The organism is Demequina pilifera, from assembly GCF_048814985.1.
In the GTDB taxonomy this organism is placed as follows: Bacteria; Actinomycetota; Actinomycetes; order Actinomycetales; family Demequinaceae; genus Demequina.
Genome location: NZ_JBMDTW010000005.1, coordinates 42,250 through 64,757, shown reverse-complemented (window position 1 = coordinate 64,757; position 22,508 = coordinate 42,250). Strand labels below are relative to the sequence as shown.

Genomic DNA, 22,508 nt, shown 5'->3' with positions numbered 1-22,508 from the left:
GCATCACGGCAGGCATTCGGAGCGGCCGATGCGCCGGTTGGGTCGGCCCGCCAGGTCACGCGGGCGCAGTTACATGTCCGGCGCCATGTCGGCGAAGTGCGCGTAGTCCTTCTTGAACGCCACCGCGATGGTGTCGGTGGGTCCGGCGCGGTGCTTGGCGACGATGAAGTCCGCCTCACCGGGGCGGTTGTCGCGGTCGTAGGCATCGTCGCGGTGGAGGAGGATCACGATGTCGGCGTCCTGCTCGATGGCGCCCGACTCGCGCATGTCGGACAGCATCGGCTTCTTCTCGGTGCGCTGCTCGGCTCCGCGGTTCAACTGCGAGATCGCGATGACCGGCACCTCGATCTCCTTGGCCAGCAGCTTGAGCGCGCGGGAGAACTCTGAGACCTCCTGCTGGCGCGACTCGACCTTGCGCCCGGAGCTCATGAGCTGGAGGTAGTCGACGACCACCAGACCGAGACCGTGCTGCTGCTTGAGCCGCCGACACTTGGCGCGGATCTCCATGAGCGACATGTTGGGGGAGTCGTCGATGTAGAGCGGGGCCTTCGACACCTTGGCCGCGGTCTGCGCCAGCCGCTCCCAGTCGTTGGGGCCCATGGGCCCCTTGGTGAGCTTGGACAGCTTGACGCCCGCCTCAGCGGACAGCATTCGCTTGGTGATCTCCTCGCGGCTCATCTCGAGAGAGAAGATCACGGACGGCTTGCCGTGCTTGATCGACGCGCAGCGCGCGATGTCAAGACCGAGGGTCGACTTGCCGATGGCCGGACGCGCGGCGATGACCACCATCTGGCCCGCCTGCAGGCCGCCGGTGAGGTCGTCGAGGTCCCGAAAGCCGGTGGGGATGCCCAGCATCTGGCCATCGCGGTTGGAGGACGCCTCCACCTGCTCGAGCGTCTGCTCCATGACGTCGCCGATCGCGAGGTAGTCCTCCGAGTTGCGGCGCTCCGTGACGGAGAAGATCTCCGCCTGCGCGCCGTCGACCACCATGTCGATCTCGGCGCCGTCCGAGTCGTACGCCATGCCCGCGATGCGGGTGCCGGCCTCGACCAGGCGGCGCAGGATCGACTGCTCCCGCACCAGCCGCGCGTAGTAGCCCGCGGAGGCGGCCGAGGGCACGATGGCGATCAGAGTGTGCAGATACTCCGCGCCGCCGATGCGCCCCAGCTGGTTGGTGCGCTGCAGCTCGGCGCTCACCGTGAGGGCGTCCACGGGATCGCCCGAGTTGTACAGCTTCACCGCGATGTCGAAGATGGTCTCGTGCGCCGGCTTGTAGAAGTCGTCGCCGCGCACGGATTCGATGACGTCCGCCATGGCGTCCTTCGACAGCAGCATGGAGCCGATCACGCTCTGCTCCGCCTCCAGGTTCTGGGGCGGGAGGCGGTCGTACGTGTTTCGCTCTGGGCCGTAGGCCGCTTCGAGCTCGTCAACCGACATGCGTCTGGGAACGTCCTCTCACTGCTGACATTACTGCTGGGACCGAAACGATGGTGTCTCGGCGTCGTCGCTACGAGTGTCCCTCGTCGGTCTGACACGCCAACATAGGGTCCGCGGCGCGGCGGCACAAGTCGCGGGCCACCTGCCCGGTGGACAACCCGTGGAGACACGCCGTGTGCACAGTGGACGGCCTGTGGACGGGTGGCGCGGCCCCTGTGGAGGAGCGTGTGGATGACCGATCACCTTTATCCCTGACCGCCCATCTGCCTCGTACAATGCCGATCCGAGGCCTGGGGAGAACTCTTGGGAAAAGTCGTCGGCGTGTCGCCCGCGGGCGTGTCGGCGTGACGTTATCCACACCGCCGCGTCGCCCCTGGTGGAAAGCCCGTCCGGACCCCGTCGACCCCGCCGGCGTCGCGCGCGGCCCCCGACCCGTGCATCGGCCGTGCGCGCCGGCTCCGCACCGCCGAGCCGGCCTCGCCACTTCTGCACACGCCTGTGAGCCGTGGGGCTGAAGTCGCCCCTGTGCACGCCCTTGCGCCTCATCGGTCACGCCAGTCACACCTGTGTGCAGAACGGTCGCGCGCGCCACGGGGCCGAAGGGCCCAAGACGGCAAAAGCCCCGGCCCGCAGCCCCCGCGAGGGAGCCGCCGACCGGGGCAAGAGCTGAGAGGACTACTTAGCCGCGACGACCTGGAGCTCGATGTTGGCCGTCACCTCGTCGTGCAGGGTGACCTGCACGGTGTAGGTGCCGGTCGCCTTGATCGCCTGGCCGATGTGGATGCGGCGCTTGTCGACCTTGGCGCGGTCGCCGATGGCGTTCGCGACGTCGGCCGGGGTCACTGCGCCGAACAGGCGGCCGGACGCGCCGGCCTTCGCCTCGACCTTGACGGGGTTCGCCTGCAGCGAGTCACGGGCCGCCTGGGCCTCCTCGGTGCTGGCGATCTCCTTGTCGCGACGCGCCTTGCGCATCGTGTCGATCTGCTTCTCGGCACCCGCGGACCACGGCGTGGCCAGGTTGCGGGGGACGAGGTAGTTGCGCGCGTAGCCGTCCTTGACGTCGACGACGTCGCCCGCGATGCCGAGGCCGGAGACCTCGTGGGTCAGAATGAGCTTTGCCATGTCAGACCCCCGATCAGCGGCCGGAGCCGGCGTAGGGGAGCAGGGCCATCTCGCGTGCGACCTTGATGGCGCGCGCGATCTCGCGCTGCTCCTGGGTGGACACTCCGGTCACGCGGCGTGAACGGATCTTCCCGCGGTCGGAGATGAACTTGCGCAGCAAGGCGGTGTCCTTGTAGTCAACGGTCTTGACCTTGGCCGCCTTGAGAGGGTTCACCTTCTTGCGGGGCTTACGAATGTCGGGCTTGGGCATTGTTGGTACTCCTGAAGTGGATCAGTGCTTTAGAACGGGGGCTCGTCGGACGCGGGGGCCGTGGCCCACGGGTCGTTCGAGGAGCCGCCTGCCGGCGCGGAGCCGCCTCCGCCACCCGAGAATCCGCCCTGGCCGCCGGAGCCGCCAGAACCACCTGAACGCTGCGTACGCGTCACCTTGGCGGTGGCGTAACGCATGCTGGGGCCGACCTCGTCGACCTGGATCTCGTTGACGGTGCGCTTCTCACCGTTGGCCTCCCACGAGCGCGACACCAAGCGGCCGGTCACGATGACCCGCATGCCCTTGGTGAGGGATTCGGCCACGTTCTCCGCGGCCTCGCGCCACAGGGAGCAGCGCATGAACAGGGTCTCTCCGTCCTTGAACTCGTTCGTCTGTCGATCGAACGTGCGTGGGGTGGACGCCACCGTGAAGTTGGCGACCGCCGCGCCGGACTGGATGAATCGCAGTTCCGGGTCGCCGGTCAGATTGCCCACGATGGTGATCGGAGTCTCGCCTGCCATGTGATGTCCCTAAGTGTCGTGTCGTGTTCGGTTGCAGTCGGGAGAGGCGCTACTTGGCTTCGGGGCGCAGCAGCTTGGTGCGAAGAATCGACTCGTTGAGGCTGAGCTGACGCTCGAGCTCCTTGGCCGTGGCGGATTCCGAGGTGAAGTTGATCACCGCGTAGATGCCGTCGTTCTTCTTCTTGATCGGGTAAGCAAGGCGACGGCGGCCCCAGATGTCGAGCTTGTCGACGGTGCCGCTGTCTCCCGTGATCACCTTCAGGTACTTGTCGAGCGATGGCTCGACGGTACGCTCATCGACCTCTGGGTCGAGAATGATCATCATTTCGTACTGACGCATCGAATACCCACCTCCTCTGGACTCATGCGGCCACGGACGTTCCGTGGCAGGAGGGTTGATGCCTGCGACCCCCGGTGCCATAGGGGCGTGGGGGCCAGCGACAAGGATACCGTGCGTGGGCGTCGCAGGGGAATCGTGCATCCACAGGTAGCGTGGGCGGGGTGAGCAGCAGACGGACGATGCGGGTGGAGCAGGTCTCCGACGACCGCTTTCTGGATTTGGCTTCGGGCTCCGGAGAGCCCGTGCCGATCGAGCAGTCTCCCGCCTGGGACGCCTACGACGAGGCCGTGCCGGCGCGATCCTTCTGGCGGCGACTGGCCGTGCTGGACGGCGACGAGCCGGTGGCCGTGATCGCGCTCACGGAGTACGCCGGCCGCGGCTTCCGCTACCTGTGGGCCAAGCACGGACCCATCTGGATCGCGGACCAGACGCCGGGGGCCGAGCGGGCCCTGCGGCTCGCCCTGCGCGCGTACATCGCGGCCGAGGCCCCACACATCGTGTTCGCGCGCATCCACGCCCGCCACCGCGCGCCCGACCTGAGCGAGCTGCTGCAGACGGTCACCTACGACCGGACCGTCGTGATCGACCTGACGCCCGAGGAGGACGACATCTTCGCGTCGTTCGCCAAGCGCCGCCGGACCGGCATCCGCAAGGCGCTGCGCGACGACAACTGGAACCTCACCGACGAGTCCGGGCTCTCTCGCGAGGCCTTCGGCGAGCTGTACAAGATCTACGAGGAGACCGCGGAGCGCGACGAGTTCGGCATCTACGACGCCGATACCTACTACGCGATGATCGCGGCGCTCGGCCAGTATGCGCGGGTCTTCGTCGCGCGCCGCACCGACTCCGGGACGGCCGATGCGCCGCTCGAGCCGGGCCGCGCCGTCGCCTGGGTGATCGTCACCGCCTACGACGGCAAGGCGATGAGCTATTACGCCGGCGCGAACCACGAGGCGCGCAGCACCAACGCGGTGATGCTGCTGCGCTGGCACGTGGTGCGGGTGCTGAAGGCCGAGGGCGTGAGGGCCTACGACCTCATGGGGGTCGACTCCGATCGCGCCCCCCAGCTGAAGAGCGTGGGCGACTTCAAGCGCCAGTTCGCGGACGAAGTGGAGGTCGACGGCGCGTGGGACGTGCCGGTCAAGCCGCTGCGATACCGCGCCCTGGCCTTGGCGCTGCGCCTCAAGCGCCTGCTGCGCCGCTAGCCCCACCCGACCGCCGCGCACCGGGACGACTGCGCGCCGACCCAGCCCGCGCATCGGCCGCATGCCTGCACCCCAGCAGTCACCGAGTGCCGAAGCAGGGCCGGCACTCGGTGACTGCGCGGGCGCGAAGCCGATGCGGCTACGGCTCCGGGGTCACGGTGGGCTCCGGCTCCTCCGGCTCCGGCTCCTCCGTGGGCGTCGGCGTCGGCGTGGGCTCCGGCTCAGGTTCCGGCTCCGGCTCGGTCTCCGTGGGAGTGGGCGTGGGGGTCGGCGTCGGAGTGGGGGTCGGCGTCGGAGTGGGCTCCGGCGGGGGCGGCGGGTTCAGCCGCTCGCCCACGTTCGCGCGCGGCGGGAAGTCCACGACCTCCATGGGCTCGAGGATCGGCTCCATCATCCAGGTCCACACACGGGCCGGGATCGTGGAGCCGGTGATCTGATCGAAGCCGCCGAACGGCGTGATCTGCTCCGCCGCTCCGTCCTCTCCCACCTGGTAGAGCGACACCGATCCGACGATCTGCGGCGAGAACCCCACGAACCATGCGGATCGGTTCTCGTTGGAGGTGCCGGTCTTGCCGGCGAGCGGCCGCCCGATCTGGTTGGCGAACTGGCCGGATCCGTTCTCGACCACCTGCTGCATCGCGTACGTGGTGTCCGCCATGACGTCATCCGCGAACGCGCGCTCGGCCTCGACCTCGTGCTCGTAGACCACCTCGCCGGCGGAGTCCGTCACGGTCTGCACCATGTAGGACTCCTTGCGCATGCCGCCGTTCGCGATGGTGGCGTAGGCCGAGGCCATGTCGATCGCGTGCGGCGACGCGGTGCCGAGCACGTTCGACGGGTTCGCCTCGAGCCCGAGGGTGTCCTCCGGGATGCCGGCGGCGATCGCGGTGTCCATCACCACCTGGGGGGTGATCTCCAGGCCCAGCTGGACGTACGCGGTGTTGACCGAGCTCTGCGTGGCGCGCACCAGGTCGATGCTGCCGAAGTCGACGCCGCCGAAGTTGCGCACGGGGCTGTCGAATCCCTCGAACTCCATCTCGTGGTTCGACACGAACTCGGTGTCCAGGCTGATGCCGCGCTCGAGAGCGCCGATCAGCGCGAAGGGCTTGAATGTCGAGCCCGCCTGCGCCACGTCCTGGGTCACGGCGTTGCGCTGGATCTCGAGATAGTCGGGGCCGCCGTACATCGAGGTGACGGCGCCGGACTCCGCGTCCACCGTCACCGCGGCCACGCGCAGGTTGTCGGCGTGGTCGTCGGGCATCTGCGCGACCGCATCCTCCGCGGCGCGCTGGTGCTCGGGGACGATGGTGGTGGTGATCCGGTAGCCGAGCGACTCGATCTCCTCCGTCGAGACGCCGCTGCGCTCCGCCACCTCGTCCATCGCCGCGCGCAGGATGTAGCCCTCCGTGCCCTCATAGACGTCGTCGTTGAGGTACTCGATGGGCTCGGGGAAGTCGGTGATCTCGTCGCGCTCGTCCTGCGTGAGGAACTCGGCGTCCACCATGCCGTCGAGCGCGTAGTTCCAGCGCTGCTCGGCGCGCTCGGGGTCGATCCGCGGGTCCCAGTTGCTGGGAGCCGGCACGATGCCGGCGAGCAGCGCCGACTCGGACACCGTGAGGTCCGCTGCCGGCTTGCCGTAGTACTGATCGGCCGCGGCCTGGATGCCGTAGGCGCCGCGCCCGAAGTAGATGGTGTTGAGGTAGTTGCCCAGCACCTCCTCCTTGGACTGCTCCTGGTCGATCTTGAGCGCCAGCAGCGTCTCCTCGATCTTGCCCGGGATGGAGGTGGTGGTCTCGCCCACGTAGTAGCGCTCCACGTACTGCTGCGTGATCGACGAGCCGCCCTGCTGCTCGTTCATCACGACGGTGCGGTACAGCGCGCGCGTCATGCCCAGCACGTCGATGCCAGGGTTGGTCCAGAAGCTGCGGTCCTCGGCCGCGACCACCGCGTTGCCCACGTGCGGGGGCAGGTCCTCGTACGCGACGGCCTCGCGGTTCGCAACGCCCAGGCGCCCCAGCTCCGTCTCGCCGTCGGCGTAGTAGAACGTCGACGCCTGAGCCTGCGCGAAGTCGTCGGGCTCGGGGACCTCGAGGCTCGTGTACTTGATGATCAGCGCGATGATGCCGATCAGCGCGACCGCGAGGCCGGCGATGAGCGCTCCGAAGCCGATGCGGCGCAGCCACCGCTTCCAGCGCGGCCGGTCGGCGCGGGCGGCACGCTTGCCGCCGCGACCCTTGCCACCACCGCCGCCAGCGCCGCCCCCCTTGGCGCTCGCCTTGGGCGCGCCGGAGCGCGCCGCAGGGGCGTTGGTGCGGGACGTGGAACTCGCCGGCGGGCGGCGCACGCCCGTGGACGTGCGCGGGGGCTGCGGCCCGGCGGGCGTGCGCGTGCTCCTGCGCTGCGGCGTCTGTCCCTGAGGACGGCTCGATTCGGTCACAATCCATCACCCTAGGCAGATCGGGGCGGGCACGCGTAGCGGCCCGCCGTGGCATCGGCGCGCGCAAGCGGCCGATGCGGTGGTCACGTCAGTAACGCGCGACGCCCCGCATTCGTGGCGCAGCGCGCAACGACGCGGCGTTCGATGTATCGTGTCGATACAACCTGCTGCTATGGTAAGCGTCGATCCCGCCGGACATCGCCACTGTTCCTTCACTACTGAGGCGACGACCGCATCGGGCATTGGACGAAGAAGAGAGGAGTGCCCGTGGCCAAGACCGACGTGCTGTCGCTGGCGATCCTCGGCATGCTCTCGCAGCAGCCGCTGCACGGGTACCAGATCCGCAAGCGGCTCGGCAGCGAGCTGGGCCCGTTCCGGGCCCTCAGCTACGGGTCCCTCTATCCGTGCCTCAAGCGCATGGTCGCCGCCGGGCTCATCGCCACGGACGACCGCGACGACAGCGTGGTCCGTGCCGCGGCCTCCAAGCGCTCGCGCATCTCGTACCGGCTCACCGAGGCCGGGCACGCACAGCTGGAGGAGGAGCTCGCGAGTTCCGGGGCCTCCTCGTGGGACGACGACGCGTTCGACGTGCGCTTCTCGATGTTCGAGCGCACCGACTCCGCGACCCGCCTGCGCATCCTGGAGGGCCGTCGATCGCGGCTCGCCGAGCGCCTGGAGGAGGTGTCGGAGGGCCTGCAGCGCGTGCGCGAGCGCCACGACGCCTACACCACTGAACTGCACCGCCACGGCCTGGAACGGGTCGAGCGGGAGGTCGAATGGCTCGACCGGCTCATCGAGAACGAACGATCCGCGCCCCGCGGAGACAACAACCGATCCGCTTCCGCGGGCAAACTTAAGGAGTAATCATGGCCGCATTGAAGGTCGCCATCGTCGGCGTCGGAAACTGCGCCACGTCGCTCATTCAGGGCGTGGAGTTCTACAAGGACCGCGAGGACGGCGAGACCGTCCCCGGACTCATGCACGTCCAGTTCGGCGACTACCACATCTCGGACATCGAGTTCGTGGCGGCGTTCGACGTCGACTCGCTGAAGGTCGGCAAGGAGCTCGTCGAGGCCACCGAGTCCTCCGAGAACAACACCATCAAGATCTGCGACGTCCCCAAGACCGACATCCAGGTCCAGCGCGGTCACACCCTGGACGGCCTGGGCAAGTACTACCGCGAGACCATCGTCGAGTCTGACGACGCTCCGGTGGACGTGGTGCAGGTGCTGCGTGAGACCGAGGCCGATGTGCTGGTCTGCTACCTGCCCGTGGGCTCCGAGGACGCCGCGAAGTTCTACGCGCAGTGCGCGATCGACGCGAACGTCGCATTCGTCAACGCCCTCCCCGTGTTCATCGCCTCCGACCCCGTGTGGGCCAAGAAGTTCGAGGACGCGGGCGTGCCGATCGTCGGCGACGACATCAAGTCGCAGGTGGGCGCGACCATCACCCACCGCGTGATGGCACGGCTGTTCGAGGACCGCGGCGTGGCGCTGGACCGCACCTACCAGCTGAACGTCGGCGGCAACATGGACTTCAAGAACATGCTCGAGCGCGAGCGCCTGGAGTCCAAGAAGATCTCCAAGACGCAGGCCGTGACGTCGAACCTCGAGGGCACGCTCAAGGACCTCAAGGACTCGCGCGACGTGCACATCGGCCCGTCGGACTACGTCGCCTGGCTCGACGACCGCAAGTGGGCGTACGTGCGCCTCGAGGGCCGCGCGTTCGGCGAGGTGCCCCTGAACCTGGAGTACAAGCTCGAGGTGTGGGACTCGCCCAACTCAGCCGGCATCATCATCGACGCGATCCGCGCCGCCAAGATCGCCAAGGACCGCGGCGTGGGCGGACCGATCCTGTCGGCCTCGACCTACTTCATGAAGTCGCCGCCGGTCCAGATGGAGGACTCGAAGGGCCGCGCCCAGCTCGAGGCCTTCATCGCGGGAGACACCGAGCGGTAGTTCTCTCTCGCCAGCCGCACGCAGAAAGGCCCGGTCACCATCTCGGTGACCGGGCCTTCTGCGTTCCGTCAGTCAGTCAGTGCCGCGACCGTGTTGGTTGCGCTTACGCGACCTCGCGCTCGATGGCTGCGGGGATCGATGTCTCGCCGCTCACGGCCTCCCACTGCTTGCCGGCCGTCGCGGGCTGGTCCAGGCAGTCGGCGAGCAGGTGCGCCACGTCGGCGCGCGGGATCTGGCCCCGGTCAACGGTCTCGGACAGGGCGATCTTGCCGGTCGCGGCGCCGTCCGTGAGGCCGCCAGGGCGCACGATCGTCCAGGTGAGCCCCGAGTCGCGCAGCGCGGCATCGGCGTCGCGCTTGGCGTCGACGTAGGCCTTCCATACGGGCTCGGTGTCGTCGGGCACCGGGTTGTCCACGCCGATGGCGGAGACCTGCACGAACCGGTCGATGCCGGCGGCCTTCGCTCCAGCGATCGACTTGAGGGAGCCCTCGAGGTCGACGGTGCGCTTGCGATCGATGTCGCCGTCCGGACCGCCGCCTGCCGCGAACACAACGGCGTCGCAGCCCTCGAAGGCCTTGGCGAAGTCGTCCTCGGTCGCGGCCTCGATGTCGAGGTGACGCGGTTCCGTGCCGAGCGCCGCGAGCTCGAGCAGCTGCTCCTGCTTGCGAGCGAGCGGGACCACGGTCTTGCCGCGACCCTTCAGGATCGGAATGAGGTGCAGTGCGACCTTGCCGTGGCCGCCCACAATGGCGATGCGTTGGGGAGTAGTGGTCATCCCCCCACCATGCCCGGTGCGCCGCCGCGATGCACGTTCGTTCGCGCAGGGTGGAAGTGGGAATGGCGGGCGGGTCGCCTTCGACGCGGCTCGGCGGTCAGGCGGCGCGGCGGGAGGCCATCAGCACGAGGCCGAGCGCCGCGAGCATCCCACCTCCTGCCGCGCGCACCCGGGCCACTCGCCCGGGCGATGATGCGATCCATCCGCGCGCCCCGGAGGCCGCGAGCGCCCACACGCCGTCGACCAGTAGCGCGATGAGGGCGAATACCAGCCCGAGCACGAGGATCTGCGGCCACGCCGGGCCGACCGAGGCGACCACGAACTGCGGCAGCACGGCGACCATGAACACGAGCGTCTTGGGGTTGCTGACTCCCACGAGGAACGATTCGGACAGCGCACGGCCCACGCTCAACTGGTCGAGCTCCTCGCCTCCGGGATCGGCGACGTCGGCCAGGCCATCGTGGCGGTGCCGGATCGCCTGAGCGCCGAGGTACACGAGGTAGGCGCCACCGGCGATCTTCACGATCGTGAACGCCGTCGCGGACGCCGCGACCAGCGCCCCCACGCCTGCCGCCACAGCGACGGCGTGCACCACGAACCCGCCAGCATTGCCCGCGACCGACAGCAGCGCCCCGCGGCGCCCGTGCTGCAGGGCGCGGCCCACGATGAACAGCACGCTCGGGCCGGGCAGGGCGACCAGCACGGCGGCCACCGCGACAAAGCCCACCAACGTCTCCAAGGCGATCATGCGCTCAGGCTAATGCGCGCATCGGCCGTCCTGGGTGCGCTGCGCCAGCGCCGTTGGCGCTGGCCCTAGGCTGACGCCATGTCGTTCGCGCGCGATCTTGCCCGGCTGTGGCGCACCGACGGCTTCCGACGCTTGGCGTACATCCGCCTGCTGTCGCAGAGCGGCGACGGGATGTTCCAGGTGGGCATCGCCGCGGCCTTCTTCTTCGACCCGACCACCGCGGCGACTCCCGGCGCCATCGCGGCCGGCTTCGCCGTGCTGCTCGCGCCGTTCACGCTGGTGGGACCCTTCGTGGGGCCGCTGATCGACCGGTGGCAGCGCCAGCGCATCCTGCTCGTGGGAAACCTGGTGCGTGCGGGGCTCGTGGCGGTGATCTGCGCGCTGCTGCTGGTCGAGGCGCCGCGGTGGACGCTTTACGTGGTGGCGCTGCTCACCCTCTCGGTCAATCGGTTCCTGCTGGCCTCGATGACCGCTGGGCTGCCGCGTGTGGTCGCCCGGGACGACCTGCTCGCCGCGAACGCGATCCTGCCCACGCTCGGCACGATCGCCGCTGCGGTGGGGGGCGCCGTGGGCGGGATCGTCACGTTCGTCGCGCCGCAGGCCACGGATACGACTCTCGCGCTGTCGGCGCTCATCGCCGGCGGCATCGGGTTCAGTCTGTCGTCGTGGGCGACCGTGCTGCTGGGTCGGCGCGAGCTGGGCCCCGTCAATCCCCTCGAGCGCTTGCGGCTCGTGGCGCAGGTTCGCGAGCTCGGCTCGGAGCTCGCCACTGCAGTGCGGTACCTGCACGCGCGGGTCACGCCGTTCCAGGCGTTGATGGTGATGGCGGCGCAGCGGCTGCTGTACGGGGTGATGTTCGTCGCGTCGATCCTGATCTCGCGCCACGTGCTCGGCGATCCCGACCGGCCCGAGCAGGCGCTGGGCAACTTCACGCTCGTCGTGGCGTTCGCCGCCGTGGGCTTCGGGCTCGCGGCCGTGCTGACGCCCGTCATGGGGGAGCGTTTCACGCGGCACCAGTGGATCCTGCTGTGCCTCGGGGTGGGCGCCGTGGGCCAGACGGCGCTGGCGATCTCGATGGAGCCGTGGGCGCTGTTCTCCGCGGCCGTGGTCGTGAGCTTCGCGGTCCAGGGCGGCAAGATCGCCGTGGACACCATTGTCCAGCGCGACACGGAGGACGCGGTGCGGGGGCGGGCGTTCACGCTGTACGACATGGCCTACAACGTGGCGTTCATCTCGAGCGCCGTGATCGGGGGTCTGGTGCTGCCGGCCGACGGCTACTCGCAGGTGTTGATGGCGGTGCTGGTGGGCCTCTACGTGCTGACGGCGCTGGTCTTCGCCCGTGCCCCGCGCGAGCCCTCCCCGGCCCCGGTTCCCTTGCCCGACCCGTCCACCGCCCCACCCACCCCAAAGTAGGCAACTCACGCTCACGATCGGGGCGCATCGGCTCTTCATGAGGCAACTCATGCTCACGAACTGCGGCTCGCCAGAGTCGCGAGTGCGATCTCCCGACACCACTCAGGCCTCTCCGTCACATCCGCATACCCGAACCTGACCGTCACGATCCCTGCAGCCGTGAGGGCGGCGTCGCGGCGAATGTCTCGAAGACGAGATGCGCTGCCGTCGTGGGCCACCGCGCCATCGAACTCGAACGCGGTGCGCGTGATCGGGTCGTAGGCATCGAGCCGAAATCGGCCCGCGCTCACTCGCACCCGATGCTGACGCACGATCGACTCAAAGCCCGGACCGACCAACACCTGCTCCGCGCCCCGCTCTTCGAGGTAGCTCTCGACGCCGTCGGCCGCCAGCGCGCACCGGCGCAGCAGCGCGGCCCGGCCCCGGACGCGCGGCAGTCGCTCGAGATGCGCTCGGACCGCATCCGGTTCCACCGCCCCCGATCTCGTCAGCCCGTAGACCAGCTCTGCCCGGTGGCGCTCAGGCGCAAAGCCGTGCGCGTGAATCAAGGCAAGCGCAGGGTCGACGACGGTCGCGCCGTCACCTCGTATTACGAGCAGTGGTGGGCGATAGGTCGAACTCGTCACGAGCACCCACGACGGGGATGGGCGGTGGCGCCAATGGGGAACCAGCAGATGCACATGGTCGGGAGGGCTCGGCAGCAGGCGCGCGTCGAAGAGCACGCCCGTCCCTGTCAGCGCGCAGCCCGCCGGCCCCCACATGGCGGCGGCATGCGATCTCACTGCCCACGAGTCCGCGTGGAGCGCGGCCGCATAGCGATCAGGCAGCACTCGGACGATCGAACCCCGTTGTACTGCGGCGTCGACCCCGCCTCGGCTGGCGCTCCGGGTCAACTGCGCGAGCGAGAACGAGGTCGGCACTGCCTCCATGTGTGCGATCAGGTCGAGGATTCCCATGGGCCAAGGTGCATCCGCACGGCCGCTCGTGCCACGGCGCTCGGCCATGACTCGTGGACTGGGGCGCGGCGCCGAAGTCTGGGGACGGGGCCGGCATGCAGATGCGCATCAGTTGCCTCATGACAGCCCGATGCGCCCTCACCACAGGCGTGAGTTGCCTACTTTGGGGAGGGGGCGGAGGGTGCGGCGCGCAAGGCCAGCAGCAGTCCGTTGCCGCCGCACGCCACGGCATAGGCCAGGAGCCACGCCACCGCCTCAGGCTCGGTCGCCCACGCCACCGCCGCGATCGCAGGGAGCACGAAGCCCGTCGGGGGGATCGCCCACCTCCACGAGCCCAGTCCGCGTGACACCGCCCTGTGCGCCATCACCATGACGACGGCACATCCCGCGAGCGCCGCGACGCCGACGAACAGCAGCCACCCCGTGCTCCCGAACCCGTCGACCGTGGACACGAGGACCCCGAAGGCCGAGAACCCCACCGCCGGCAGCAGCAGCACAGCGGTCGCGGTGCGCAGCGGGTAGCGCGCGATGATGCGATCGCGCTTCTCTCCCCGCGCGGCCAGCGCCCGCCCGGCAACGACGCCGACGGCCAGCCACGCCAGACCGGTGAGCACAGCAAGGGTTCCCCACACCGCCGCCCCAGTCATCAGCCGCTCCGCTCCGCCCACCACGCGAGCAGTTCGGCGCGAGCGCGCTCCTCGCCCAGGGGTCCGTGCTCCATGCGCAGCTCGAGCATGTGCTTGTACGCCATCCCCACATCGCGGCCGGGGCCGATCCCCAGAATCTCCATGATGGCGTTGCCGTCGAGGTCGGGGCGGATCGAGTCCACCTCCTCGCGCTCGCGCAGCTCGGCGATGCGGTCCTCGAGGTCGTCGTAGGCGAACGACAGCCGGTCGGCCTTGCGGCGGTTGCGAGTGGTGACGTCCGCGCGGGTGAGTCGGTGGAGCCGCTCCAGCTGGTCGCCGGCGTCCGTCACGTAGCGGCGCACGGCCGAGTCCGACCAGCGCGCATCGGCGTAACCGTGGAACCGCAGGTGCAGACCGACGAGATGCGACACCGCGCGAGTGGTCTCCTTGTCGAAGCGGAGCGCCTTCATGCGCTTGGTCGTCATCTTCGCGCCCACCACCTCGTGGTGATGGAAGCTCACGCCGCCGCCCAGCTCGAGACGTCGCGTGGGGGGCTTGCCGATGTCGTGCATGAGCGCCGCGAGCCGCAGCACCAGGTCCGGGGCGGGCACCGGCCCGTCGGCGCCGGTCTCGAGCGCGATCGCCTGGTCCACGACCGTGAGCGTGTGCTCGTACACGTCCTTGTGGTGGTGGTGTTCGTCGACCTCGAGCTGCAGAGCGGGCAGCTCCGGCAGCACGTGCGCGGCGAGGCCCGAGTCCACCAGCGCGCGCAGGCCCGCGCGGGGAGTGGACCCGAGCATCAGCTTGGTCAGCTCGTCGCGCACGCGCTCGGCCGACACGATTTCAATGCGAGACGCCAGCCGCGACATCGCCGCGAACGTCGCGGGCTCGATGTCGAAGCCCAGCTGCGCAGAGAACCGCGCCGCGCGCATCATGCGCAGCGGGTCGTCGCCGAACGACACCTCGGGCTCGATCGGGGTGCGCAGCAGCCCGCCGCCCAGGTCCTCGAGCCCCCCATGCAGGTCCACCAGCTCCCGCGACGGCAGCCGCACCGCCATCGCGTTGACGGTGAAGTCCCGCCGGGCCAGGTCGCCCTCGAGCGAATCGCCGAACGCCACGACCGGCTTGCGCGTCTGGCCGTCGTACTCGTCGGCCCGAAAGGTCGTGATCTCCACCACCAGGTCCCCGCGCCGACCGCCGATGGTGCCGAACTCGCGCCCCATGTCCCACGTCGACCGGGTCCACGTCCGCAGCAGCCGCTCGGTGTCGTCGGGGCGTGCGGACGTCGCGAAGTCGAAGTCGGAGGACGATCGCCCCAGGAACGCGTCGCGCACCGGCCCACCCACGAGAGCGAACTCGTGGCCGGCCGCGTCGAAGACCTCCGCCAGCTCGAGAACGGAGGCGGGCAGCGCCTCCCATAGGGCCGCGGCGCGGCGGCGCAGCACGTCCATCGGGGGCACGGGGATCGGGTCAGTCACGTGCACCAGCATCCCAGACACCGGCTCATTGACCCTCACCTCGACCTCGTGGACGCCCCGGCGCCACCGTCACCGCGCGGCCTGCTCCGGGTCGCCGCGCGCCTCGTTAGAGTTGGCGCATGTCCCATCCGTCCGATCCGCGCCCCGCCGCGACGCCCCGGCCTCCGGCAGGGCATGCGCTGCGCCAGCGGCGGACGGGGCAGACCCGCGACGACGGCCACGTCCAGCGGGCTGCGCAGCTCCCGGTGTCCAACGAGACCTCTGCGGGCGGCATCGCGGTGAGCGTCGAGGGCGGCGTCGCGCTCGCGGCGTGCATCGGCCGGCGCAACCGCGCGGGCCGGCTCGAATGGTGTCTGCCCAAGGGCCACATCGAGGGCGTGGAGACTCCCGAGGAGGCCGCGATCCGCGAAGTCGCCGAGGAGACGGGCATCGACGCGGAGATCATCCGGCCCATCGGCGTGATCGACTACTGGTTCACGGGTGACGATCGCCGCGTCCACAAGGTGGTGCACCACTTCCTGCTCGAGGCCAAGGGCGGAACCATCACCACGGACAACGATCCCGACCACGAGGCCGAGGTGGCCGAGTGGATTCCCGTCGCCGACCTCGGCAGCCGTCTCGCGTTTCCCAACGAACGCAAGATGGCGCAGGTCGCGGCCCAACTGCTGGCGATCCCAACGTGAACAGAGCCGTCGCCGCGATCGCGGCGAGCCTCACGATGCTTCTCGCCGCACCGGCCGCGGCAGCGGCGGTCCCCACGGACCTCACCAGGCATGCGGCCGATGCGGTCGCCGGTTCGTCCGTCCCGGCACCTGCTGCGATCGAGCGGCAGGCCGTCACGGCACAGCTGGTGTCGCTCGCCTCGGGCGCGATCGATCCCTCGTCTCGCCTGAGCGCGACGGTCACCGCCACCAATCGCTCGGCGATGCCCGTCGACGACGTGGTGCTGGAGCTCGAGCTGACCGAGGAGCCCCTCGCCGACCGTGCCGCGCTCGACGCCTTCCTCGCGGAGCCCGGGTCGGTCCCGTCGCGCCTGGCCGCGCAGCTGCCCGAGCCCCCCGACGAGCCCGCGGACCAGGTCTCGAGCGCCCCTGAGGAGGGCGGCCTCGCGTCGGATGATGAGGCAGAGGCCCCCGAGACCGTGGGCTCCACGATCGCTGCCGGCGCCGCGCGCACCTTCACGATCGGCGCGAGTCCGGACGAGTTGGGGCTGCCATCCGGGCGCTGGGGCGTCTATGGCGCGGTGCTCACCCTGCGCACCCCCACCGGCGACGTGCCCGTCGACGTGCTCCCGCTGACCTGGCAGGGCTCCGCCGTGCCCGAGCTCCGCCTGGCGGCCCTGACGATGGCGGAGGGCAGCAGCGCCGCGACCGTGCTCGGCGCGTCGAACGTCCCGGGCGTCGCGAGCGCCGTCGATCCCACGCTCGTGACGAACGCGCTGGCATTCGACTCGGGGCTGGTCGAACGTGAGACCTGGAGGCTCGCCAGCGGATCACCGGACCTCACCTCGCTCGCGCGAGCGGAGGAGACCTCACTGATGGAGCTCGCCTTGTCGCTGCCGGCGGGCACGAACCTGGCCAGCATCGGCCGCGCGCCGTGGCTTGCCGCTCCCGCTGCGATCGATGCCGCGTCCACCGAGGCGGCGGTCGCCCTGGGCGCCCGCGCCACGCTCGCGCTGCCGGACTCGGCGGGGTACGCGCAGCTCGTCGAGACGGCCGATGCGGCCCTCGCCCGGGACGGCGACGCCCTGGTCCTCGTCCCCGACCCGGGTCTGAGCAAGTCCCTCGCGCAGTTCCGGCCGGGAACCGAGGCCGCCAAGGCCCGGGCGCTCGCCGAGTCCGCCCTGCTCGCCGACGAGGCCGACGGCGACCCGGTGCTGGCCGTGCTCGATGACTCATGGCGTCCGTCCTCGTCGCAGCCCTCGGCGGTTCTTCAGACGCTGATGACGGCTCCGTGGGTGGAGCCGCTGCCGGTGTCCGAGCTGCTCGAGGCCGATCCCGTCGACGTGGAGCTGCCCGCGAATGTCGCAGCCAGGGCGGACATGCCCGCCGAGGACGTCGCGGCGCTGGCGGGGAGCCTGGAGCGCCTCACCACCCTCGCTCACGCGACCACCGACACCGACGCGGCCCGCGCCGACTGGGGCGCGGCGCTGTTGCGCGGCGTCGAGGTGTCGCTGCGCGAGAACCCGGGCGTCCGGGACGCCGCCGTGGCGGCCGCCGTCGCCGAGGCGGACGAGACTCTCGCGTCGCTGCGCATCGCCGAGAGCTCCGACCTGAACCTGCTCGCGGAGACCGGCGAGATCCCCATCACCGTGGTCAACGGCCTCGACCACGACGTGACGGTGCGCGTCGATCTCACCAGCTTCTCACCCAACCTGCAGGTGCTCGAGAGTCCCACCGTCACGGTGCCGGCCAACGAGGAGCACGCCGCGCTCGTGCGCGTCGAGGCGGTGTCGAGCGACAACGTGCAGGTCTCCGTGGTGCTGCGCAGCCCCGAGGGCCAGTCGGTAGGCGACGGCCAGACCTTCGCCGTGAGGGTGCGCGCCGACTGGGGCAACGCCGCGACCGCGGTGTTCTCCGTGGTGCTGGTGCTGCTGCTGGTGGCCGGCCTCGTGAGGACGGCCCGCCGCGGCCGCAGGGAGACGCGCGCGGAGCCCGCCCCCGCGCCGGACACGGCTCCGGATCGCGACTCCGAGAACGATGACCCGTACGCGGAGGGGGCCGACGAGGCCCCCGCCGGCCCCGAGCGGACCGAGCGTGACTGACGCACCCGAGCCCGCATCGGGCCCGGACCGGCGACCCCGCCAGTCGCTGGGCCGCGCCAGCGCGCTGATGGCCTCCGGCACCGCGACGTCGCGAGTGCTGGGCCTGGTGCGCAACTCGCTGCTGGTGGCGGCGATCGGCCTGAACGCGGATGCCGCGAACGCGTACGACATCGCCAACCGGCTCCCCAACGCCTTCTTCGCGATCCTTGCGGCGGGCGTCCTCAATGCCGCGCTGGTGCCGCAGATCGTGAAGGCCCTGCACCGCGAGGGCGGGGAGCGCACCGTCGACCGGATCCTCACGATCGGCGGCGTCATCACCCTGGCGGCGACGCTGGCATTCACGTTCACGGCGCAGCTGTGGGTGGGGGTCTACACCCAGGACTGGCCGCCCGAACTGATCGCCCTCGCGACGGCGTTCGCGTACTGGTGCATCCCGCAGCTGTTCTTCTACGGCCTGTACACCCTGCTGGGCCAGGTGCTCAACGCGAAGTCCCAGTTCGGGCCCTTCATGTGGGCGCCGGTGCTCAACAACATCGTGTCGATCGCGGGGCTGCTGGCCTTCCTGGCGTTCTTCGGACCGTTCGACGAGGCCAACCCGCTGGCCCCCGAGGAGTGGACGCCCGGCGCGATCGCGCTGATCGGCGGCACCGCCACGCTGGGGATCGCGGCTCAGGCCCTGATCCTGATCATCCCGCTGGTTCGCGGGGGCTACCGGTACCACTGGCGGTGGCGCGGACCCAAGGGCGAGCTCACCGCGATCGGCCGCATCGCCGCATGGGCGCTCGCCGCCGTCGGCGTGGAACAGGTCGGGGTGGCCCTCGTCATGCGCGTCGCCTCCGCCGCGGCCACCGCACCCGGGGCCGAACCCGGCGGCGTCATCGCAGGTAATGCCGCGTACTTCCAGGCGCTGTCGCTGTATCTGGTGCCGCACTCGATCGTCACGATCTCCTTGGCCACCGCGATGTACACGGCGATGGCGGGGCACGCGGCGCGCGGGGACATGGCCTCGCTCCGCCGGGACCTGTCCCAAGGCCTGAGGACGGTGGGGGTCTTCACCGTCATCGCCACCGCCGGCATGATCCTGTTCGGGCCGTACATCATCCGCGCCATCCTGTTCTCGGCGACGCCGGAAGAGGTGCGGTCCGTGTCCTGGGTGTTGATCGCGATGGTCATCGGCCTCGTGCCGCTGGGCGCCACCGTGCTGTTCAAACGGGTCTATTTTGTGCTCGAGGACGCCAGGTCGATCTTCTACATGCACATCCCCATGACCGTCGCGTGGGTTGCGATCGCGTACGGCTTCCGGGAGCTGACCGATCCGCGCTGGTGGACCGTGGGCGTGGGACTCGGCCTCGCGATGTCGAACGTCGTCGGGGTGGTGCTGCGCGCGGGCGGTCTCAGCCGCCGCCTGGGCGGTCTCGACGGGCGCCGCGTGATGGTGATGCACGCCAAGGCGACTCTCGCCGCTCTCGCCGCGAGCGCGGTCGTGTGGGGGCTGCTTCTCGCCGTCCCGCCGGCGGAGGAGCTCACCGGTGTGGGCGGACGGATCGCCGCCGTGGGGGTGGTGGCTGCTGGAGGCGTCGTGCTGCTGGCGGTGTATGCGGCCGCGCTGTGGGTGCTGCGCGTCCAGGAGGCCACGGACGCGGCGGGGCCGATCCTGCGACGACTGCGCCGCAGTTAAGATGGTGTTCCCCCACGACGGCCGGGCGACACCAGGGAGTTGAGACGTGGAAGCAGGAGCGACGCTGGGTCGCCGCTTCGTTCTCCGTCGCCGCGAACACCACGATCTGCCCGGTGTCGACCGCTGGGTGGCGCACGACGAACGCCGCCACCTCGATGTCACCGTGGACGTGCTGACATCCCTCGCGCCGTCCGCGGTCCGCAGGGCCGCCGTGCGCGCGGCTCAGGTCCGCGACGTCCGGTTCGCGAGGGTGCTGGCCTCGGGCCGGGAGACCATCGGCGACGAGCGCATCACGTACGTCGTCACCGAACGTCCCCGCGGGGTGCGGATGGACCTGTTCGCCGGAGAGCGCGTGCTCCCCGCGCGGCTGGCCTGCTCCATCGTCGGGGAGGCGGCGCGCGCGCTCGGCGTCGCGGCCGCTACCGGCGTCCACCACGGCTACCTGCGGGCCTCGTCGATCACCGTCACCGCGGCGGGACGCATCGTGATCTCCGGCCTCGACGCGGAGGGCGAGCTCGCGACCCAGGCCGGCCTTGGCCGCGGGCACTCGGAACTGGCCGATGCGGTCGCCCTGGCACGGCTCTACCTCACCTTGGTCACGGGCATGGACCCCGATGCGGTCACGGCCGCGGACGTCCCCGCCTCCCTGCCGCCCCCGGCTCGCGATTTCGCGCTGGCCACGGTCGCGGGCACGGGACCCAGCACGCTGGCCGCCGTCTCTCGCGCACTTGGCCCGGCCGATGCTGCGACCCTGCGGTCGGTGCGGGCGGCCATGCGCACGCTGCCCGCGGCTCCCGGCTCCGCCGCGGCCGCCAGGCCCGCCAGACCGACCCCGGCGATCGCCCTGGACCACCACACGCTCGAGAGCGCCGCGCACGAGGCGGCGGCGGCCGTCGCCGCCGGTCTCGCTGTCCCGGAGGTCGCGAAGGAGGTGCGCAGCGACCACGTCGACCGTGCGGCGGTCCGGGCCGAACAGTCGGACGACGTTCAGGTGCTGGCGCCACCGGAGGTCGCGGCGGAGTACTCGAAGCACACCCGACGCGTGGTGGCCCGCCACGCCGATGAGCCGCTGGGGCTCGAGACGTGGCAGGAGATCGCCACCGAGCAGAACTCCGAGGTCCCGCCCTCGGCGGCGCAGGCCGGGCTCGAGTGGCTCCAGCGCCGCTTCCCGCGCTCCGTCGCCGTCAGCACTGCGGCGTCGCAGGCGAGGCACCGCGCGCAGCGGCCCGGTCCCATTCACTCCGGTCCAGTGCTCGTGGGGCTGTTCCTCACCGCCACGGTCATCGTCGCGATCGTCGCCTTCTCGATGCTGACGCAGCCCTTCGAGCCCGAATTCGACCGCGACAACAACCCCCCGGGCTCGTACCCCGAATTCACGTTCTCGCCATCTCCGTCCCCGACGGTGTCGGATGGCGACTGAACCCGCATCGGCCGTGAGCCGGGCTGGGAAGATCCGGGCCCTACGATCTGTTATCAAGCCGGGTGCCCCAGGCACCCGACCCCCACACAAGTAAGGAACAACTGTGAGCGACACCCGCAGCGTCATCATCGTGGGCTCCGGCCCCGCCGGATACACCGCCGCCATCTACGCCGCCCGTGCGGGCCTGCAGCCCCTGGTGATCGCCGGATCGATCACCGCCGGCGGCGCCCTCATGAACACCACCGAGGTCGAGAACTTCCCGGGCTTCGTTGACGGCATCCAGGGTCCTGAGCTGATGGAGACGCTCCAGGGTCAGGCGGAGCGGTTCGGCGCCGAGGTGCTGTTCGATGATGCCTCCGAGCTCCAGCTCGAGGGAGACGTCAAGACCGTCAAGACCGCTCTCGGCAAGGAGTACACGGCCAAGGCCGTGATCCTGGCCACCGGCTCCGCGTACCGCGAGCTCGGGATCGAGGACGAGAAGCGGCTGTCGGGCAAGGGCGTGAGCTGGTGCGCCACGTGCGACGGATTCTTCTTCCGCGATCAGGAGGTCGTGGTCGTGGGCGGTGGAGACTCGGCGATGGAGGAGGCGACATTCCTGACGCGCTTCGCCTCCAAGGTCACCGTGGTGCACCGCCGCGAGGAGCTGCGCGCATCGAAGATCATGGCCGACCGCGCCAAGAACGACCCCAAGATCGAGTTCGCGTGGAACTCCGAGGTCTCAGGGCTTGACGGTGACGCCAAGCTGGCCGGCGTGCGGCTCCGCGACGTCAACACCGGCGAAGAGCGCACCGTGCCGGCCACGGGTCTCTTCGTCGCGATCGGTCACATTCCGCGCTCCGAACTCGTCGCCGGCGTGGTCGACACCGACGCCGAGGGCTACGTGCAGGTCGTCGGCCGGACCACCGCGACCAACATCGACGGCGTGTTCGCGTGCGGCGACCTGGTCGACAATCGCTACCGACAGGCCATCACCGCCGCGGGCTCCGGCTGCTCGGCCGCCATCGACGCTCAGCACTTCCTGGACGCCCTGGCGGACATCGAATCCGACGCTCCCGGCACGCCCGAGGTGCTCGCCGCGGAGGAGTCGCCTGCCGCCGCGGCCCCCACCGCTCCGGTGCCCGCCACCGAGGACACCTTCCAGGCGGAGGTCATCAACTCGGACGTCCCCGTGGTGGTCGACTTCTGGGCGGAGTGGTGCGGACCGTGCCGCGCTGTCGCGCCCATCCTCGACGAGCTCGCGGAGGAGTACGCCGGCCGCGTGAAGATCGTCAAGGTCGACACCGATGCCAACCCCCAGCTCGCGATGGCGTACGGCATCACGTAGATCCCCACGATGAACGTATTCAAGGGTGGCGAGCTGGTGCGCTCCGTCGTGGGCTC

At 70.3% G+C, this 22,508-nt stretch carries 20 protein-coding genes; 9 read left to right on the top strand and 11 right to left on the bottom strand.

Features of this window, described 5'->3' with window-relative positions:
• Positions 1-69: 69 nt before the first annotated feature.
• From dnaB to rpsF, 5 genes are all read right to left on the bottom strand, one after another.
• A complete protein-coding gene (gene dnaB / locus ACNI14_RS10185; protein WP_420519915.1) occupies positions 70-1,437 on the bottom strand; it encodes a replicative DNA helicase in 1,368 nt (455 codons plus the stop codon).
• Positions 1,438-2,112: 675 nt separating this feature from the next.
• Entirely contained in the window at positions 2,113-2,559 is a 447-nt protein-coding gene (gene rplI, locus ACNI14_RS10180) for a 50S ribosomal protein L9 (protein WP_420519914.1), read from the bottom strand.
• A 13-nt stretch (positions 2,560-2,572) separates the two neighbouring features.
• Positions 2,573-2,809, bottom strand: a complete 237-nt coding sequence (gene rpsR / locus ACNI14_RS10175) for a 30S ribosomal protein S18 (RefSeq protein WP_419390247.1) — start codon at positions 2,807-2,809, stop codon at positions 2,573-2,575.
• Between the two features lie 29 nt (positions 2,810-2,838).
• Positions 2,839-3,330 carry a single-stranded DNA-binding protein gene (locus ACNI14_RS10170; RefSeq protein ID WP_420519913.1) on the bottom strand — a complete coding sequence of 164 codons (492 nt, stop codon included), beginning with the start codon at positions 3,328-3,330 and terminating at the stop codon, positions 2,839-2,841.
• A 49-nt stretch (positions 3,331-3,379) separates the two neighbouring features.
• Positions 3,380-3,670 carry a 30S ribosomal protein S6 gene (gene rpsF, locus ACNI14_RS10165; protein ID WP_420519912.1) on the bottom strand — a complete coding sequence of 97 codons (291 nt, stop codon included), beginning with the start codon at positions 3,668-3,670 and terminating at the stop codon, positions 3,380-3,382.
• Positions 3,671-3,831: 161 nt separating this feature from the next.
• On the opposite strand from rpsF, the gene ACNI14_RS10160 reads away from it, so the two are divergent.
• Complete coding sequence (locus ACNI14_RS10160; protein WP_420519911.1) at positions 3,832-4,875, top strand: lipid II:glycine glycyltransferase FemX; 1,044 nt, start codon at positions 3,832-3,834, stop codon at positions 4,873-4,875.
• Positions 4,876-5,014: 139 nt separating this feature from the next.
• On the opposite strand, the gene ACNI14_RS10155 is transcribed toward ACNI14_RS10160, so the two are convergent.
• Positions 5,015-7,312, bottom strand: coding sequence for a transglycosylase domain-containing protein (locus ACNI14_RS10155; RefSeq protein WP_420519910.1), 2,298 nt, complete (start codon positions 7,310-7,312; stop codon positions 5,015-5,017).
• A 267-nt stretch (positions 7,313-7,579) separates the two neighbouring features.
• Here ACNI14_RS10155 and ACNI14_RS10150 point away from each other — a divergent pair, with 267 nt between their 5' ends.
• Both ACNI14_RS10150 and ACNI14_RS10145 read left to right on the top strand, forming a co-directional pair.
• The gene (locus ACNI14_RS10150) at positions 7,580-8,176 is read left to right on the top strand and encodes a PadR family transcriptional regulator (protein ID WP_420519909.1); all 597 of its coding nucleotides are present in this window, start codon (positions 7,580-7,582) and stop codon (positions 8,174-8,176) included.
• A gap of 2 nt (positions 8,177-8,178) precedes the next feature.
• Complete coding sequence (locus tag ACNI14_RS10145) at positions 8,179-9,270, top strand: inositol-3-phosphate synthase (protein WP_420519908.1); 1,092 nt, start codon at positions 8,179-8,181, stop codon at positions 9,268-9,270.
• Between the two features lie 103 nt (positions 9,271-9,373).
• Here ACNI14_RS10145 and ACNI14_RS10140 read toward each other — a convergent pair whose 3' ends face one another.
• Both ACNI14_RS10140 and ACNI14_RS10135 read right to left on the bottom strand, forming a co-directional pair.
• Positions 9,374-10,045 carry an SDR family oxidoreductase gene (locus ACNI14_RS10140; RefSeq protein WP_420519906.1) on the bottom strand — a complete coding sequence of 224 codons (672 nt, stop codon included), beginning with the start codon at positions 10,043-10,045 and terminating at the stop codon, positions 9,374-9,376.
• 97 nt (positions 10,046-10,142) lie between these two features.
• Positions 10,143-10,793 carry a LysE family translocator gene (locus tag ACNI14_RS10135; protein ID WP_420519905.1) on the bottom strand — a complete coding sequence of 217 codons (651 nt, stop codon included), beginning with the start codon at positions 10,791-10,793 and terminating at the stop codon, positions 10,143-10,145.
• Between the two features lie 78 nt (positions 10,794-10,871).
• On the opposite strand from ACNI14_RS10135, the gene ACNI14_RS10130 reads away from it, so the two are divergent.
• Complete coding sequence (locus tag ACNI14_RS10130; protein ID WP_420519903.1) at positions 10,872-12,206, top strand: MFS transporter; 1,335 nt, start codon at positions 10,872-10,874, stop codon at positions 12,204-12,206.
• Between the two features lie 53 nt (positions 12,207-12,259).
• Here ACNI14_RS10130 and ACNI14_RS10125 read toward each other — a convergent pair whose 3' ends face one another.
• The 3 genes from ACNI14_RS10125 to ACNI14_RS10115 all read right to left on the bottom strand — a co-directional run bounded on the left by ACNI14_RS10125 (position 12,260) and on the right by ACNI14_RS10115 (position 15,239).
• Complete coding sequence (locus ACNI14_RS10125) at positions 12,260-13,162, bottom strand: endonuclease domain-containing protein (RefSeq protein ID WP_420519902.1); 903 nt, start codon at positions 13,160-13,162, stop codon at positions 12,260-12,262.
• A gap of 158 nt (positions 13,163-13,320) precedes the next feature.
• A complete protein-coding gene (locus tag ACNI14_RS10120) occupies positions 13,321-13,809 on the bottom strand; it encodes a hypothetical protein (protein WP_420519901.1) in 489 nt (162 codons plus the stop codon).
• The gene (locus ACNI14_RS10115; RefSeq protein WP_420520116.1) at positions 13,809-15,239 is read right to left on the bottom strand and encodes a CCA tRNA nucleotidyltransferase; all 1,431 of its coding nucleotides are present in this window, start codon (positions 15,237-15,239) and stop codon (positions 13,809-13,811) included. Before ACNI14_RS10115 ends, ACNI14_RS10120 begins: the two co-directional genes overlap by 1 nt.
• Positions 15,240-15,385: 146 nt before the next feature.
• Between ACNI14_RS10115 and ACNI14_RS10110 the strand changes: the two genes are divergently transcribed.
• The 5 genes from ACNI14_RS10110 to trxB all read left to right on the top strand — a co-directional run bounded on the left by ACNI14_RS10110 (position 15,386) and on the right by trxB (position 22,452).
• Complete coding sequence (locus ACNI14_RS10110) at positions 15,386-15,949, top strand: NUDIX hydrolase (protein WP_420519899.1); 564 nt, start codon at positions 15,386-15,388, stop codon at positions 15,947-15,949.
• Positions 15,946-18,030 (top strand): DUF6049 family protein, encoded by a 2,085-nt coding sequence (locus ACNI14_RS10105; RefSeq protein WP_420519898.1) that lies wholly within the window; start codon positions 15,946-15,948, stop codon positions 18,028-18,030. Before ACNI14_RS10110 ends, ACNI14_RS10105 begins: the two co-directional genes overlap by 4 nt.
• The gene (gene murJ / locus ACNI14_RS10100) at positions 18,023-19,708 is read left to right on the top strand and encodes a murein biosynthesis integral membrane protein MurJ (RefSeq protein WP_420519897.1); all 1,686 of its coding nucleotides are present in this window, start codon (positions 18,023-18,025) and stop codon (positions 19,706-19,708) included. Before ACNI14_RS10105 ends, murJ begins: the two co-directional genes overlap by 8 nt.
• Positions 19,709-19,754: 46 nt before the next feature.
• Complete coding sequence (locus ACNI14_RS10095; protein WP_420519896.1) at positions 19,755-21,128, top strand: protein kinase family protein; 1,374 nt, start codon at positions 19,755-19,757, stop codon at positions 21,126-21,128.
• A 103-nt stretch (positions 21,129-21,231) separates the two neighbouring features.
• A complete protein-coding gene (trxB, locus tag ACNI14_RS10090; RefSeq protein WP_420519895.1) occupies positions 21,232-22,452 on the top strand; it encodes a thioredoxin-disulfide reductase in 1,221 nt (406 codons plus the stop codon).
• Positions 22,453-22,508 lie beyond the last annotated feature (56 nt).

What these genes read in the sequence shown, in the direction of transcription:
- ACNI14_RS10130 (WP_420519903.1), top strand. Translation starts at nt 10,872, where the DNA reads ATGTCGTTCGCGCGCGATCTTGCCCGGCTGTGGCGCACCGACGGCTTC.
- ACNI14_RS10125 (WP_420519902.1), bottom strand. Translation starts at nt 13,162, where the DNA reads ATGGGAATCCTCGACCTGATCGCACACATGGAGGCAGTGCCGACCTCG.
- rpsF (WP_420519912.1), bottom strand. Translation starts at nt 3,670, where the DNA reads ATGCGTCAGTACGAAATGATGATCATTCTCGACCCAGAGGTCGATGAG.
- dnaB (WP_420519915.1), bottom strand. Translation starts at nt 1,437, where the DNA reads ATGTCGGTTGACGAGCTCGAAGCGGCCTACGGCCCAGAGCGAAACACG.
- ACNI14_RS10110 (WP_420519899.1), top strand. Translation starts at nt 15,386, where the DNA reads ATGTCCCATCCGTCCGATCCGCGCCCCGCCGCGACGCCCCGGCCTCCG.
- rplI (WP_420519914.1), bottom strand. Translation starts at nt 2,559, where the DNA reads ATGGCAAAGCTCATTCTGACCCACGAGGTCTCCGGCCTCGGCATCGCG.
- ACNI14_RS10170 (WP_420519913.1), bottom strand. Translation starts at nt 3,330, where the DNA reads ATGGCAGGCGAGACTCCGATCACCATCGTGGGCAATCTGACCGGCGAC.
- rpsR (WP_419390247.1), bottom strand. Translation starts at nt 2,809, where the DNA reads ATGCCCAAGCCCGACATTCGTAAGCCCCGCAAGAAGGTGAACCCTCTC.
- ACNI14_RS10115 (WP_420520116.1), bottom strand. Translation starts at nt 15,239, where the DNA reads ATGGACGTGCTGCGCCGCCGCGCCGCGGCCCTATGGGAGGCGCTGCCC.
- ACNI14_RS10140 (WP_420519906.1), bottom strand. Translation starts at nt 10,045, where the DNA reads ATGACCACTACTCCCCAACGCATCGCCATTGTGGGCGGCCACGGCAAG.
- ACNI14_RS10120 (WP_420519901.1), bottom strand. Translation starts at nt 13,809, where the DNA reads ATGACTGGGGCGGCGGTGTGGGGAACCCTTGCTGTGCTCACCGGTCTG.
- ACNI14_RS10145 (WP_420519908.1), top strand. Translation starts at nt 8,179, where the DNA reads ATGGCCGCATTGAAGGTCGCCATCGTCGGCGTCGGAAACTGCGCCACG.
- ACNI14_RS10135 (WP_420519905.1), bottom strand. Translation starts at nt 10,793, where the DNA reads ATGATCGCCTTGGAGACGTTGGTGGGCTTTGTCGCGGTGGCCGCCGTG.